Annotated in this window: 10 protein-coding genes; 2 read left to right on the top strand and 8 right to left on the bottom strand. The window is 55.1% G+C overall.

Annotated features, from left to right (window positions below):
* Positions 1 to 24: 24 nt before the first annotated feature.
* Genes C5F52_RS19515 through C5F52_RS19480 form a run of 8 tightly spaced genes read right to left on the bottom strand, consistent with a single transcriptional unit; the run spans position 25 to position 7,594 of the window.
* Positions 25 to 429, bottom strand: a complete 405-nt coding sequence (locus C5F52_RS19515; RefSeq protein WP_100133259.1) for a response regulator — start codon at positions 427 to 429, stop codon at positions 25 to 27.
* Positions 430 to 450: 21 nt separating this feature from the next.
* Entirely contained in the window at positions 451 to 1,533 is a 1,083-nt protein-coding gene (gene cheB, locus C5F52_RS19510) for a chemotaxis-specific protein-glutamate methyltransferase CheB (protein ID WP_104800033.1), read from the bottom strand.
* The gene (locus C5F52_RS19505) at positions 1,530 to 2,561 is read right to left on the bottom strand and encodes a protein-glutamate O-methyltransferase CheR (protein ID WP_104800032.1); all 1,032 of its coding nucleotides are present in this window, start codon (positions 2,559 to 2,561) and stop codon (positions 1,530 to 1,532) included. Before C5F52_RS19505 ends, cheB begins: the two co-directional genes overlap by 4 nt.
* Before the next feature lie 16 nt (positions 2,562 to 2,577).
* Positions 2,578 to 3,960 carry a chemotaxis protein CheW gene (locus C5F52_RS19500; protein ID WP_104800031.1) on the bottom strand — a complete coding sequence of 461 codons (1,383 nt, stop codon included), beginning with the start codon at positions 3,958 to 3,960 and terminating at the stop codon, positions 2,578 to 2,580.
* 11 nt (positions 3,961 to 3,971) lie between these two features.
* Entirely contained in the window at positions 3,972 to 5,477 is a 1,506-nt protein-coding gene (locus tag C5F52_RS19495; protein WP_104800030.1) for a methyl-accepting chemotaxis protein, read from the bottom strand.
* Positions 5,443 to 5,973: a PAS domain-containing protein gene (locus C5F52_RS19490; protein ID WP_104800029.1), complete on the bottom strand. Its 531-nt coding sequence runs from the start codon at positions 5,971 to 5,973 to the stop codon at positions 5,443 to 5,445. The genes C5F52_RS19495 and C5F52_RS19490 overlap by 35 nt, the downstream gene beginning before the upstream one ends.
* A 45-nt stretch (positions 5,974 to 6,018) precedes the next feature.
* Positions 6,019 to 7,197: an adenylate/guanylate cyclase domain-containing protein gene (locus C5F52_RS19485; RefSeq protein WP_104800028.1), complete on the bottom strand. Its 1,179-nt coding sequence runs from the start codon at positions 7,195 to 7,197 to the stop codon at positions 6,019 to 6,021.
* A gap of 22 nt (positions 7,198 to 7,219) precedes the next feature.
* On the bottom strand, positions 7,220 to 7,594 hold the full coding sequence (locus C5F52_RS19480) for a response regulator transcription factor (protein WP_104800027.1): 375 nt from the start codon (positions 7,592 to 7,594) through the stop codon (positions 7,220 to 7,222).
* A gap of 158 nt (positions 7,595 to 7,752) precedes the next feature.
* Between C5F52_RS19480 and C5F52_RS19475 the strand changes: the two genes are divergently transcribed.
* Together C5F52_RS19475 and C5F52_RS19470 are read left to right on the top strand one after the other, a co-directional pair.
* Positions 7,753 to 11,466 (top strand): PAS domain S-box protein, encoded by a 3,714-nt coding sequence (locus C5F52_RS19475; protein WP_104800026.1) that lies wholly within the window; start codon positions 7,753 to 7,755, stop codon positions 11,464 to 11,466.
* Positions 11,467 to 11,583: 117 nt separating this feature from the next.
* The gene (locus C5F52_RS19470) at positions 11,584 to 13,326 is read left to right on the top strand and encodes a bifunctional diguanylate cyclase/phosphodiesterase (RefSeq protein ID WP_104800025.1); all 1,743 of its coding nucleotides are present in this window, start codon (positions 11,584 to 11,586) and stop codon (positions 13,324 to 13,326) included.
* Position 13,327 lies beyond the last annotated feature (1 nt).

Here is a 13,327-nt window from a genome sequence, read left to right as displayed (position 1 = left end):
GTTGATTGTTTCGCGAGCGAAAAATCAGATGCCGAGCACTTTGCGTGACGCGGTCACGATCTCGTGGCCCTTCTTCGCATTCAAGTCCAAGCTCATGGCACCCGATGGTTTGGCGATCACTTCTGCAGCGCCCAGCTTGCGTGTCTCCAACGCTTGTGGTGAACCTGTTTGGGCCACCGAAGACACGATGATGACGGGCACGTTACTGATGAGGCGCAAACGCTTCAGACACTCGATGCCGTCCATGTGCGGCATTTCGATGTCCAGCAACACCAAATCAGGGTTGAGTTCTTTGATGTTTTGCAAGGCTTCAAGGCCGTTGGTCGCTTCGCCCACCACTGCCAAATCAGGGTCGGCACTGATGATGCCTCGCAACAAAGCGCGCATCACGAAAGAGTCATCAACGATCAGGATATTTTTCTTCGACATTTCAATTCACCTCAAAACAAATCAAACAAGGGATGCGCCTAACAGGCCACCCACACCTGCCATGCGTGCCAACCGAGCACCCAGCGCTGCGGGCGCGAGTACGGCGGTGGCTAAGCCGGCATCAATCACAGAAGACGGCATGCCGTCCACGATACAACTGTCAGGCGTTTGCGCCAAAACGGCGCTGCCTTTGCGCGCCACCAACTCTTGCGCGCCCTTCATGCCGTCATTGCCCATGCCGGTCATCACGACCGCCACAACTGGGCACGACACCGTCGCCGCTGAGCGAAACAACACGTCAGCATTGGGGTGAATTGGCGCCTCGGGGCTGGTGCGCTCGTACAACATGATGCGGCCAGGAAACGGCTCACGAATCACCACATCGGTCCCGCCTTTGATGATGATCACCATGCCTGGTTTGGCTTCCATGCCGTCGGTGCTCTCCACCACTTCCAAGCCCGTTTCGGTGCTCAAGTGACGGGCAAAACCGCTGGTAAACATGGGCGGCATGTGCTGGGCCACGACCAAGGGACATTTCAGCTTGCCCATCGCTTTGAGCGTTTGCGGCAAGGTGGCGGGCCCGCCTGTCGAGATGCCCAACACCACCAAACCTGGCACGCCTTGGTTTTCAGTTTTGCGCTGAAACACCGGCTTAGAGGTGTCCACGCTGCTCACTGCAGGACGCAAGCCCCCCGCAGAAAAACGCGACCGCTTCTTGGCCCAATAGCGCAGCTTGTCCACCAACTCATCACCGATTTTCACGATGTCGAGTTGCACAAACGAGGATTTTTTGGCGATGAAATCAACCGCACCCAGCTCCAAAGCTTTGATGGTGGTGACCGAATTGCGCTCGGTCAAACTGCTCAACATGATGATCGGGCAAGCACAACGCGCCATGATTTGGCGGGTGGCCTCTAAACCATCCATGACGGGCATTTCGACGTCCATGGTGATCACATCAGGACGCAGTGTTTCGGCCATTTCCACGCACATTTGGCCCGTGCGAGCTTCACCCACCACCTCAATGTCGGGATGCCCTTCGACCATTTTGCGAATGGCGATACGCATGAACGCGGAGTCGTCGGAGATGAGCAACTTGATCATACGGACACCCCATTTCGCACATACCAAGGGCCACCGTTACCCAAGCGTTGTTCGAAATATTCAGGCACCAGCATTTGCACAGATGCACCCATCACCAACACGCCGCCAGTGGACATGGAACGGGCCAACATGGTTTGCACCGACTTCTTCACCGAGTCTTCAAAGTAAATCAGCACATTGCGGCAAAACACCAAATCCATACCTTGCACAGGTGGGCGGCTGTTCATCAAATTGAAGCGCTCAAAGCGCACACAGCTCTTCACCCAATCGCGCACCTTGTGGTAGCGCACACCAGGCATGGCGTTAGAAGGCGCCATCGACACATCGTCAAACATGGCGCGCCAATGGTCTGGCAAATTGCGGAATGAGCCCATGCCCAGTTCGCCATACACGCCTTCGCGGGCGGTACGCAAAGCTTGGTTGGACACATCGCTGCCCATCACAAACAAAGACCATCCGCCTTCAGGGACCACACGGCCATCGGCTTGTTGCCGTGCCTTGCCTGCTTTTTGCAAACCACGCAGGCACATATAGGCCAAGTCGTAGACCTCTTCGCCGGTTGAACTCGCACCAGACCAGACTTGCAATTGGCGGTTTTTTTCACGCGAAGCGATCAAGTTAGGCAAGATGTCTTTGCCCAGCATGTCCATCAAATCAGGGTCGCGGCAGAAGTAGGTTTCATGAACCGTCAAGTTCTCCACCAACGATTGCCATTCGGGGTGCTCCGACGAACAGGTGTTCATCGAATTGACCCAATCGCGCAACACGGAAATAGGCATTTCTTTCAAAATGCGCACCAACTTGCGCTCGACCAAGGTGCCTGGCTTGATACCAAAACGTGACTCCACACCCAGCATCAGTTGGTTCACGATTTCAAGCTGTGTGGCTGTATCGGAACGCGTGTGCGCAGACACCGGCGCAGCAGCCGCAGGTGCAAATGTGTTGTTCAGCGCCGCGGTGCTGCCCTTTGCGTTTTGCACGGCGGCACGCATTTGCGCAATCAAATCATCGACATTGTCTTTAGACAAACATATTCCTTTGAAATTAGGCAGCCCTAGACAAGGGCTCCAAAGACAGCAGAGAAATCAACTCGCCATCTAAACGACCGACTTCGGTCAAATAATCGTTCTGGCTGGTGCGCACAGGTGTGATGTCTTTTTCGGCAATCTCAATCACGCGATCGACCTTGTCCACCACCAACGCCCAAGGCGCACCTTGAATACGCACCACCACATAAGCGGAGGTGTCTTTGCCCTTGATGCCCAACATGTCACGCATGTCCAGCACAGGCGCCACCTCGCCTTTGATTTGCACGACGCCCGCGAGCGAGTCGTCGCCTTGTGGCAAGTTCACGGCAGAGCCATATTCCTCCACGCGATCCACCAACGACAGTGGCAACGCGCAGCGTTCATCGCCCAAACGGAAAGACAGCAAGCGCCGTACAGATTTCATTTCTTGCTCTGAGATGGCAGCCATGTCCACTCCGTGTTGAATCAAATAACGGCGGAAATGCGCCATGCTGTCCAGCGAGACCAAGCCGCCTAAAGCCACCAAACCGGTCATGCGGCCTTCCCAAGCACCGTAACCAGGCAAGTAGCCTTCAAGCTGAGAGTCACCACCGGTGATGGTTTGCAAAATGTCTTTTTCGTAGCGCTCAATGCCCACCATGTCGGCCACCGAAATGCCCAGACGTGAGCCATGAACGGCCACCACCAACACAAATTTAGGAGCAACCGTCTGCTCGCATTTGAGCAGCTTGGAGAGCGACAGCACCAGCAAAGCCGAGCCACGCAACTGCATCAAACCTTCCACCTCAGGGCCAGCACCAGGCAGGGCCGTGAGATCGCGAATTTCGATGATCTCCAACACGTCTTCCATGTGGAAGGCGTAGGTTTCGTCACCGTCTTGCACCGTCACAGTGGGCATGTCGTTGTTCACCAACTCGGCCGCTTGCGTCACCGTGGTGGCTTCGATTTGCCCCACCAAACCGCCGCCGCCTTCAGGCACGCCCACAGGCTCCATGTTTTGCAGACCCAATGAGGCCTCGTTGAGCAACAACACCATGCCATCGGGCAACATGAACTCGCCGCGCACCAGCGCATCAGAATCGCTTTCGTCATACAGCTTGATCGCGTCTGACTCTAGGCTGATTTTGTTGAACACGCGGTCCACTTGCACCACGACCGTGTCTTTTTGGGCCGTGACCACCAACAAATTACCGTTGGGATCGGCTGAACGCTCACCCATTCCCAAACGCGCGGCCAAGTCCACCTTCAGGTAGACCGCGCCCGCCACGTTGACCAAGCCCTCCACATCGGCGGGCGCATAGGGCAGCGGCGTCACGGGCAGAACGTCCAAGACCTTGCTGACACCAATGGCTGAGAAGGCGAATCGCCCCTTGCCAACTTCAAAGAGAACCAGTTCCATGGCGTGTTCCGTCAGATCTTGAATTTTTCGATTTCGCGACGTGTCGAGTCAGCCACCTTCGACAACTCGATCATGCTGGCAGCCAACTCTTCTGAAGCCGCGGAGTTGGTGTGCGCAATCTTTTCAAGGTTGGAGACGCTGTTGTTGATCTCTTGCATGGTTCGCGTTTGCTCTTCCACGGCGGCAGAGATACGCTGCAACATGCCATCGGTTTGCGACGAGCTGGCCACGATGCGCTCCATGTCACCGCTCACCTCACGCACCGCCAAAACGGCGCGGTTGGCTTCGGACACGGCTTGCTGAATCAGCTGCGTGATCTCTTTGGTGCTGTCTGCGCTGCTGGCAGCGAGCTTGCCCACTTCATCGGCCACCACGGCAAAACCTTTGCCATGTTCGCCGGCGCGGGCCGCTTCAATCGCTGCGTTGAGGGACAACAAGTTGGTCTTGTTGGCAATCTTCTCGATCACGTCCGTGATCTTGTTGATCTTCTCGGAGTTGCGGGCGATGCCGTTGACGACCTCGACCATTTGCTCCATCTTCACGCGACCATCGCGCACGATGGTGGCCGACTCTTGCGCCTGACGGCTGGCCGACTCGGTGCTGTTGGAAATGTCGCTGACCGCGCTCGATGTTTGGCGAATCGCGGTGACCACTTCACTGATGTAGTGGGTTTGGCTTTGCGCACCATCGGCCAATTGACCAATGGCGGTGCTGGTGTCGCTGGCGGCACCGGCCACTTGCTGGGCGTTTTCGCCAATGCTGCGCATGGAGATGGCCAACGCATCCAAAGAACGGTTGATGTCGTCTTTGAGCTTGCCCAAACTGCCTTCGCCTTGGGCGTGCACGCGGCTGGTCAAGTCACCACGCACCATGGCGTCCATGACATGCACCACTTGGCCCAGCACGACGTCCAAAGAGCTGATCGCCAATTGGGCGTTTTCAAGAATCAACTTGTACTCGCCTTGGTCTTTGCTGGCATCCAAGCGCACCGTGAAGTCGCCCGAAGCCATAGACCCCATGGCTGAACGCAAGGCTTTCACCGTGCGCGAGACGCTGTTTTGCGCTTCGGCCATTTTGTGCAGCACTTGCGGGTAAATGCCCTTCAAGCCTGCGGGTTGGGGTTGGCGTGAGAAGTTGCCCGCGCTCATGCGTGACACCACCGTGAGTGACTCGCGGAACACGGCTTCGACTTGGTCGAGCACTTCGTTCAAGCTCCAAGCACATTCAGCCAATGGGCCGGTGCTGGTGATGTTGGTCACGCGCGGCTCAAGCACGCCGCTGGCAGCGCCACTCAACACCGCATTCATGCGCTTGACCAAAGCGGCCTCGTTGTTTTGACCACGGATGGACAACGCCAACACCACCACCATCACCACCGCTAAAACGATGACAACGGGTGACATGCTGGTCAACACCAACAAGAACGCCACGGCGATTGCGCCCAAAAGCGCCTGCAGCCACAAGCCCTTGGCCGGGCTCAACTCAAGCCGACTGAAGAGAGAGGACAAAGTGCTCATAGCTCATACCTTTTTCATTCAAAAACTTTTCCATCAATTGGCTGGATGCCGCAATCGCATCACGCGTGCCTGCACGACGCTCTTCGTCCAACATCTTGCGGTACAACTCCGAAATCACTGGAATCGCGCGTGGGTGAGGTTTGCGACGCACCGAGTAATAGCCCAGCACTTTGCCAGCCTCGTCAATCGAGGGCGTGACGTTGGCAATGACCCAATAGAAGCTGCCATCTCTGCAAATGTTTTTCACATACGCAAAAATTTCTTTGCCGTCTTGGATGCTGCCCCACAACAACTTGAACACCGCGCGTGGCATGTCAGGATGACGGATCAGGTTGTGCTGAATCCCCAAAATGTCTTTTTCATCAAAGCCTGAAAACTCGATGAAGGTTTTGTTGCCGTACGTGATGCGGCCTTTCAAATCGGTCTTCGAGACGATGAAGTCATCTTCACGCATCACAATTTCTTTGTCCGTGGGGACAATGTCACGCAGACTCATGGCTGGTTTCTCCGTACAGAATTTTTCAAAGCAACTCCCATGGCATCAAGCCGATGCCTTAATTTGCGGCCCAACAAAAAATGTCTCGACCTGACCCAAACTCTTGACTTCAATCATGCCCCGCGCCTCCAACTCGAACTTGCCCGCTAGCAAATCGGCAGTGGCTGAAGAGACGTGAATTTTTCCGGGCTGACCGGTGGACTCCATGCGGCTCGCCACGTTGACCGTGTCGCCCCAGAGGTCGTAAGTGAACTTGCGAATACCAATCACACCCGCCACCACCGCGCCGCTGTGGATGCCAATGCGCATGTTCAGCGCGCCGTTGGTCCGCTCATACAGTTCTTTCAAGGCTTCGCACATGTCCATCGCGGCCATGACGGTGGCTTCGGCATGGTCCGTACGCGCTTCAGGCACACCGCCCGCAAGCATGTAGCAGTCACCAATGGTTTTGATTTTTTCGAGGCCGTGACGCTCGGTGATCAAGTCAAACCGAGAGAACAAATCGCCCAGCATTTCCACCAAGGCGGTCGCCGTGATGGTGCGGGTCATTTTGGTGAAGCCCACCATGTCGGCAAACAACACGCTGACCGATGGACATGCGTCGGCAATGCGCTCCTCACCCGCCTTCAAGCGCTTGGCAATCGTGCGCGGCAAGATGTTGAGCAACAACTGCTCGGTCTTTTCTTTTTCTTGACTCAGCTGCTCGTGTTGCTTTTTGAGCTGACGCATGCGTAGCGCGTTTTGGTCTTTCAAGTGCTTTTTATCGATGCAGGTGGTCACACGCGCACGCAACAACACTGGATTGAATGGCTTGGGCAAGTAATCTTCAGCGCCCAACTCAATGCATCGCACCGCATCGTCAATGCCCGAGCTGCCCGCGCCACCGGAAATCACGATGACGGGTGGCCAAGCTTGGTAAGGTGTTTCGCGGATCACTTCCAACACTTCCATGCCGCTCATCACGGGCATTTCCATGTCGAGCAACATCAAGTCGAAGGGCTCGCGCATCAAAATTTCGATGGCTTCTTTGCCGTTGTTGGCTTCGCGGATGTTTCGAAGCCCCACTTCTTCAAGCGAGCGACGCAAACCCATGCGCAACATGACACTGTCGTCCACCAACAAAACGCGCGCGCTCTCCAAACCCTTACGGCCTGTGGCGACGGCTTCAATGACTAACTCGGGGGTGACCGGTTCAGAAGCAAGGTTCAGATTCAACGAACTCATGGACGGTATATCTTGCGAAGCCTCAAGCGGTCAATAAGGTTTTGACTTTTTCGATCAATTGCTTGGCCGTGAACGGCTTGGTCAAGCTGGCATTGGCACCAGACAACAACGCCGAGTCCAAACCAAAACGTGCGCTCACGACACGGCTGCCGCCTGAAATCGTCAAAATTGGCACATCTGGGAACATTTCGCGCAATTTGGTGACGAAATCAACACCGTCCATATTGGGCATCACGATGTCGGTGATCACCAAATCGACTTTTTCAGCCATTGCAAATTGACGCAAAGCTTCTTGCCCATCGGAGGCTTCGATCACGGAAAAATCAGACATTTCCAAAATTTCGCGTACACCTTCACGCAACAAGTCTTCGTCATCAACCAACAATATCGTCGCCATTACCAACCTTTTCTTTTTTGTAAATTTAAATAAAATGAACGCTTATTTAGCGATTTTATTGATTAGATCACAAGTCTTTCGCAAATGCGTGAGAAACTTGAAAGCACTTTTTGTATTCGACTCAACACTTTGAAAGTTGAGACTGTTCTCCTTTTCGTATGAATGCCCTGATCAAAAATCTATCTTTCACATTACGCGGCGCTGTGCGCTGGATGGGTGCCCTCTTGATCTTGGTCATGGCGATGCTGGCTTTGCTCACAGGGTCGCAGATGCAGGCTTTAGAGTCATCGCTCTCGCGCATGTACGAGAACCGCGTCGTATCGATGAAGCGGCTGCTGGAGATGGAGCATGCGCTGATGGATTTTGGCGCGAGTCTGTCGTCCGCCGATGTCACCTCAAACCAAAGCATTGACCGCCTGATGCGCAAAGCCTACGCCATGCAGCAAACCAGCCGAGTGGTGCAAGACGCCTTGGTAGCAGGCGGCATTGAGCCTGAATTGCAACCCGCTCGCGCTGGCTATGAATCTGCGTTTTCACGCTGGCACTATGAAATGACGCGTTTGCTGGATTTGGGCCGCGAAAAAGGACACATCAGCACAGCTTTGCAAAACGAACTTTTAAATTCGCAAAACCGATACGGCACCTCTCTTTTGGGGGCGCTCGACACATTAACCAACCAACAACTGGTCCAAGCCAAACAAGATTACGACAGGGTGCAGGCGTCTTACAAGCGCATGACTTTTGAGTTCTACGCACTTGTGGCGCTGACTTTGGCTTTGATTTTGGGCTCTTTGGGCTGGTTGGTGAGCATCGTGCGCAGTCTGGTGGGCGGAGAACCCAGACGCTTGGTGAGCGTCACGCATGACATTGTTTTGGGTAATTTAGAGCAAACCATCGATGTGGCGGCTGGCGACAAATCCAGCGCGATGGCCAATATTCGCGTGATGGTCGATAGCCTGCGTGCCAACCAAGCCAAAAACCACCACCGTTTGTGGATCGACAACGGCTTGGCCCTGATCAACGAAACCGTGCGCAACGAGCATTCGCCTTCGCAGTTGGCCATGGAAATCAGCCAAAAAATGACCCACTACTTGGATGTGCAAGCGTGCGCCCTCTACGCCTACGGCTTCGGCGTGGTGGATGACTCCATGATTCAACGCCAAAAGCTGACGCTCTTGGGCAGCGAGTCGCATGACAGCACCACCTTCCCTAACGAATTGCCATTGCCCAGCCACTTGCTCAAGCAAGCCGCCAGCGATGGGCTGCTGCTGCGTAACAAAGACTTACCCGAGACCTGCCTTGAAGCGCTGGATGCCTCGCGTGCCGAGCAATCCCGCCACTTTTTGATCATTCCGTTCCATTTTGAAAACCGAGTGCGCGGCATTTTCGTGGTCAAGTCACGTTACCAATTGCCCACCCATGTGTCCGAGTTGATGCTGCCTGGCTCGGTAGCCATCGGCGTGGCGTACGAGTCCGCCCAAAACCGCGAAACCTTGCTGGCCTCGTTGATGGACTCGCACCGGCTGACCAACCAACTGCAAGAAAACCAAGAAAAACTGCAAGACAGCCAAATTTCGATTGAGCAACAGATTCAGTACGTGAACGGCCTGTTCTCGTCCATGCAAAGCGGCCTGATCGTGGTGGACGAACTGGGCGACATTCGCGATTGCAACACCGCGTTGCTGAGCCTGTCGGGTCTGAGTCGCAAAGAAGTGATCGGCCAGCGCAGCACCATCTTGTTCGACGACGACGAGGCCACGCTGTCCCTGTTCTTAAACAGCCTGAGCAAGAGCTTGACGCGCTTGGAGTTCATCGAACCCGGCGGTTATATGAATTTGCTCAACCAAACGCCTTTGGGGTGCGTGCAAATTAACGCCGAAGGCTGCATCCAGTTTGCCAACTCGCGCGCCAATCAAATGACCGGGTACTTTGGCAAAGAGCTCATCGGCCAGCCCTTGACCGTGCTCAGTCCAGAGCCTTTGCGTGACAACTACGCCAAACTCTTAAAGAGCTTCTTAGGCGACAAAAACGACCAAAAAACGGGCTACAGCGGCATGCTGTACCTGCAAACCAAAGAGGGGGAAAAGCTCTCCATCGAGTTGGGCTTGGTCAACCACACCGTGAACGGCCAACGCACCGTGCTGGCCTTCATTCGCAACGAACGCGACCTGCCTTGGTCGGTCACGATCACCACCACCCTGAATCGTTTGATCAATGACGACGACGAGTCCGTGGTGACTTTGCTGAAGAACAAAAAAGGCCCCAGCACGCCCGTGCGAATTTCGTCATCCATCATGTTCAGCGTGCGCGGCATTCCCGAGCAAACCGTCATCAACGTGCACGATGTGTCCTCGCTGATTCATAAAAACGAGCAAATCAAACTGCAAAACAGCTTGCTCGAAAAAACCATGGATGCCATGCAAGACGGTGTGCTGCGCGTGGACCGCACCGGTGCGTTGCTCAGCGCCAACCCCAAAGCCTTAGAGATTTTTGGTTATGCCAAAGTGCATGTGCTAGGCCATACCTTGGGCGCCTTACTGCCCTCGGCCGACAACAACCAGTTGATCGAACATTGGGTGCCCGAGTACCACGGCGACGTGATGCAACGTTTGTACGACATGGACCCCGAGCGCTTCTGGCAGCGTCTCGCCGACATGCCCTACCCTGTGCTGGGCTTTGACGCCTCCGAGCGCGTGAAGTTCACCAACTTAGCCAGTCAAACCTTTTTGGGCTACGCCCACCACAGCTTGCACGGCCACCACCTGCTGTCCATCTTGACCAAAGCCTGCTTGGACGAACTGCCACAACCCGTCAGCCTACACAGTCTGACCGCTATCGCCACGCAAGCCAATGTGCTGAATTGGCTCAAGTCGGACCAGAACGTGGTGTCTGAGAGCACACAGTTTTTCACCGTCAACACCGAAACCGAGCTGTGGGTGATCGCCTGCTTGGGCAACAGCGTGGAAGAAGCCAAAGCCCAAACCATGCATGCCGTCCAAAACGTGGAGTGGGTGGTGAACCAGCACGAAGGCGAGCAAATCCCCGTGGTCCTGACCGCTGCGCCTTTGCGTGACGCCCATGGCCTGATCACCGGCGCCGTGATCACGATGAAGGACATGCGGGAGTTCAAGGAAAAAGAAGCCGAAAACCTGCGCATGGTGCAAAAAATGGAGCAATCGCAGCGCTTAGACGCCTTAGGCCAACTCGCGGCCGGCGTGGCGCATGACTTCAACAACCTCTTAGGCGTGATTCAAAACCACGCCGAATTGGTGGAAATGAAGATCGGCGAAGACTCAAAAGCGGCCAAGAATTTGAGCGCCATCATGCAAGCCACGACCCGCGCACGCGACATCGTGATCAAACTCAACGGCTTGGGCCGCGAACGTCCGCCCGAGGAAGAAGAAGAAAACCTCACGCTGTTTGAGCTCTCGCCGGTGATTGACGAAACCAAATCGCTGCTGCAAGCCAGCTTGAAAGGCATTGAAATTGCCATTGAACCCGTCACCCCCGATGCGGCGAACGTCCAACTCAAAGGCCAAAGCGGCAGCTTGCAACAAGTGTTGGTCAACTTGTGCGTGAACGCCAGCCATGCGATTGGCGAGCGTCGCGACGGTCGCATCGTCATTGCGGCATCCCGCCCCACCGACAACACTGTGTCTGTGGCCGTGATCGACAACGGCAGCGGCATTCCCCCGGAAACCTTGCCGCGTATTTTTGAACCCTTCTTCACGACCAAAGAAGTCGGCAAAGGCACGGGCTTGGGACTGGCGATGGTGCGCAGCATCGTCACGCGTATGGGCGGCAGCATTGACTGCCAATCTGAAATGGGCGTGGGCACCAGCTTCATCGTGACCTTGCCGTTCTCTCGGTGATGCACTGTTTAAGTGCGATTCATTCATAATGTCATTAGCAATTTTTTCGAAATTAACAATTAATCTAGAAAAACCATTTTTAATGAAGAATATGGGTACGGAAAAAACCTGTCATTGATGCACGTGCCAACCGATCAAGAATTACAACTACGCGCCATGCTGGATGCCTCGCAAGAGGCCATCCTGACGTTTGACGCCCAAGGTTGGGTCATCGATGCCAATGCAGCGGCTGAGCGTCTGTTTCGTTTCGGACATTTGGAGCTCAAAGGCGCGCGCGTGGTCAATCTGATCACTGAGTTGCGCGACGACCTGCCCTATTTCATCGATCAAATCCACCAACATGCGGCCAACCACCAAACGCTGAGTTTGGACACGTTCATTCACACCTCCAACGCGCAGGCCGTGCCTGTGCAGCTGACGCTGCGTTTGCTACCGAACAACGTCAGCACATCGAATGAACGCTTTGTGGCGCTTTTTTCTGACCGCAGCAAAGAACTGGCTTTGCAAGAACAGCTGCGCGAAGCCTTGCAGGGCTTAGGCTTAAAGAAGCCCGACACGGCCACGGTGTTTCACACCCGCAATTACCTCAAAGAGCGTTTCAACGAAGTCAAAGCTTTAGCCCTGGCCAGCGCGCCTCAGGCCTGTGTGGCGGTGGCGTGCATCAACATTGACCGCTTCAAGCGGGTCAACGAGTTGCTGGGCTACGATGCCGGCGACCACGCCATCACCGCCATTGGCCAGCGCATCGACGCGTTTTTACGCCGCGAAAGCGATGCCAACGGCTGGGACGTGGGCATGTGTCGTATGTCGGGTGATGAGTTTGCGTTGGTGCTGATTTCAGAATACCCCTTTGTAGGGCTGGCCGATTGGTGCAAACGCTTGCAACGCTGCTTGGGCGAGCCTCTCGAAACACACAACCAGCGCTTTGTGTTCTCCCTCAGCGCAGGCGTAGCGTCGGGCACATTGGTCAACGCTGAATTTGAAGCCCTGCTGACCGACTCCGAAATGTCCATGCGTGCCGTCAAAATGCGCGGAGGCAATGACTGCCTGATCTACACCGCCAAAGATGGCCAATCCTCTCGCCCTCGCACCACCGAACACAACGTGATTTTGGGCATGGAGCGCAAACAGTTTCAGCCCTTCTTCCAACCCAAAGTGTGTTCCGACACAGGGCAAATTTTGGGCTTTGAAGCCTTGCTGCGCTGGCAACACCCAGAGCGCGGCTTGATCCCGCTGGGGGAGTTTTTGCCGGTGCTGGAAAGCTCCAGCTTGATGCTCGATGTCGGGCTGCAAATTTTTGAACAAGTGGTCACCACCATGGCGCAATGGCAAGCCAAAGGCGTGCATTTGCCGGTGTCGTTCAACGTGTCCAACGGTGAGTTGCTGTCCGAGCACTTCCGCGCCAGTTTGAGCCGTTTGGTCAAACTTGCGGGCGTATCGCCCGATCAGATTTACCTCGAAATCACAGAAACCGTGCTGGCCAACTTGGGCGGCACAGGCGAAGACATCTTCACCGAATTGCAGCAAGCGGGCTTTCGCCTGAGCGTGGACGACTTTGGCGTGGGCACCTCTTCGTTGTCGCGCTTGAGCAGCATTCCCTTGCGCGAAATCAAGGTGGACCGCTCTTTCATCTCCGACGTGACGAACTCTAGCCGCGACCTCGAACTGCTGCGCGGCATCGTGAATTTAGCCAAGAGCCTCGGCCTTGAAGTTGTGATTGAGGGCGTGGAGTCGCCCCAGCAACTCTCGATTGCCAAGAGTCTCGGCCATTTGTCCATCCAAGGCTTTTGCTATTCGCGAGCCGTCAACCCCTTGCAGGCGTTTGAGTTGATCGAACGCCAACCCTTTGCCATTCACTGAG

It is taken from the genome of Limnohabitans sp. TS-CS-82, from assembly GCF_002943475.1.
The sequence above is the reverse complement of the archived record's forward strand: the minus strand, read 5'-3'. Positions and strand labels throughout refer to the sequence as shown.

Bases quoted from the DNA above. Each gene is read 5' to 3' on its own strand.
- C5F52_RS19490 (WP_104800029.1), bottom strand. From the start codon at position 5,973: ATGAGTCTGCGTGACATTGTCCCCACGGACAAAGAAATTGTGATGCGT.
- C5F52_RS19500 (WP_104800031.1), bottom strand. From the start codon at position 3,960: ATGGAACTGGTTCTCTTTGAAGTTGGCAAGGGGCGATTCGCCTTCTCA.
- C5F52_RS19475 (WP_104800026.1), top strand. From the start codon at position 7,753: ATGAATGCCCTGATCAAAAATCTATCTTTCACATTACGCGGCGCTGTG.
- C5F52_RS19495 (WP_104800030.1), bottom strand. From the start codon at position 5,477: ATGAGCACTTTGTCCTCTCTCTTCAGTCGGCTTGAGTTGAGCCCGGCC.
- C5F52_RS19485 (WP_104800028.1), bottom strand. From the start codon at position 7,197: ATGAGTTCGTTGAATCTGAACCTTGCTTCTGAACCGGTCACCCCCGAG.
- C5F52_RS19515 (WP_100133259.1), bottom strand. From the start codon at position 429: ATGTCGAAGAAAAATATCCTGATCGTTGATGACTCTTTCGTGATGCGC.
- C5F52_RS19470 (WP_104800025.1), top strand. From the start codon at position 11,584: ATGCACGTGCCAACCGATCAAGAATTACAACTACGCGCCATGCTGGAT.
- C5F52_RS19480 (WP_104800027.1), bottom strand. From the start codon at position 7,594: ATGGCGACGATATTGTTGGTTGATGACGAAGACTTGTTGCGTGAAGGT.
- cheB (WP_104800033.1), bottom strand. From the start codon at position 1,533: ATGATCAAGTTGCTCATCTCCGACGACTCCGCGTTCATGCGTATCGCC.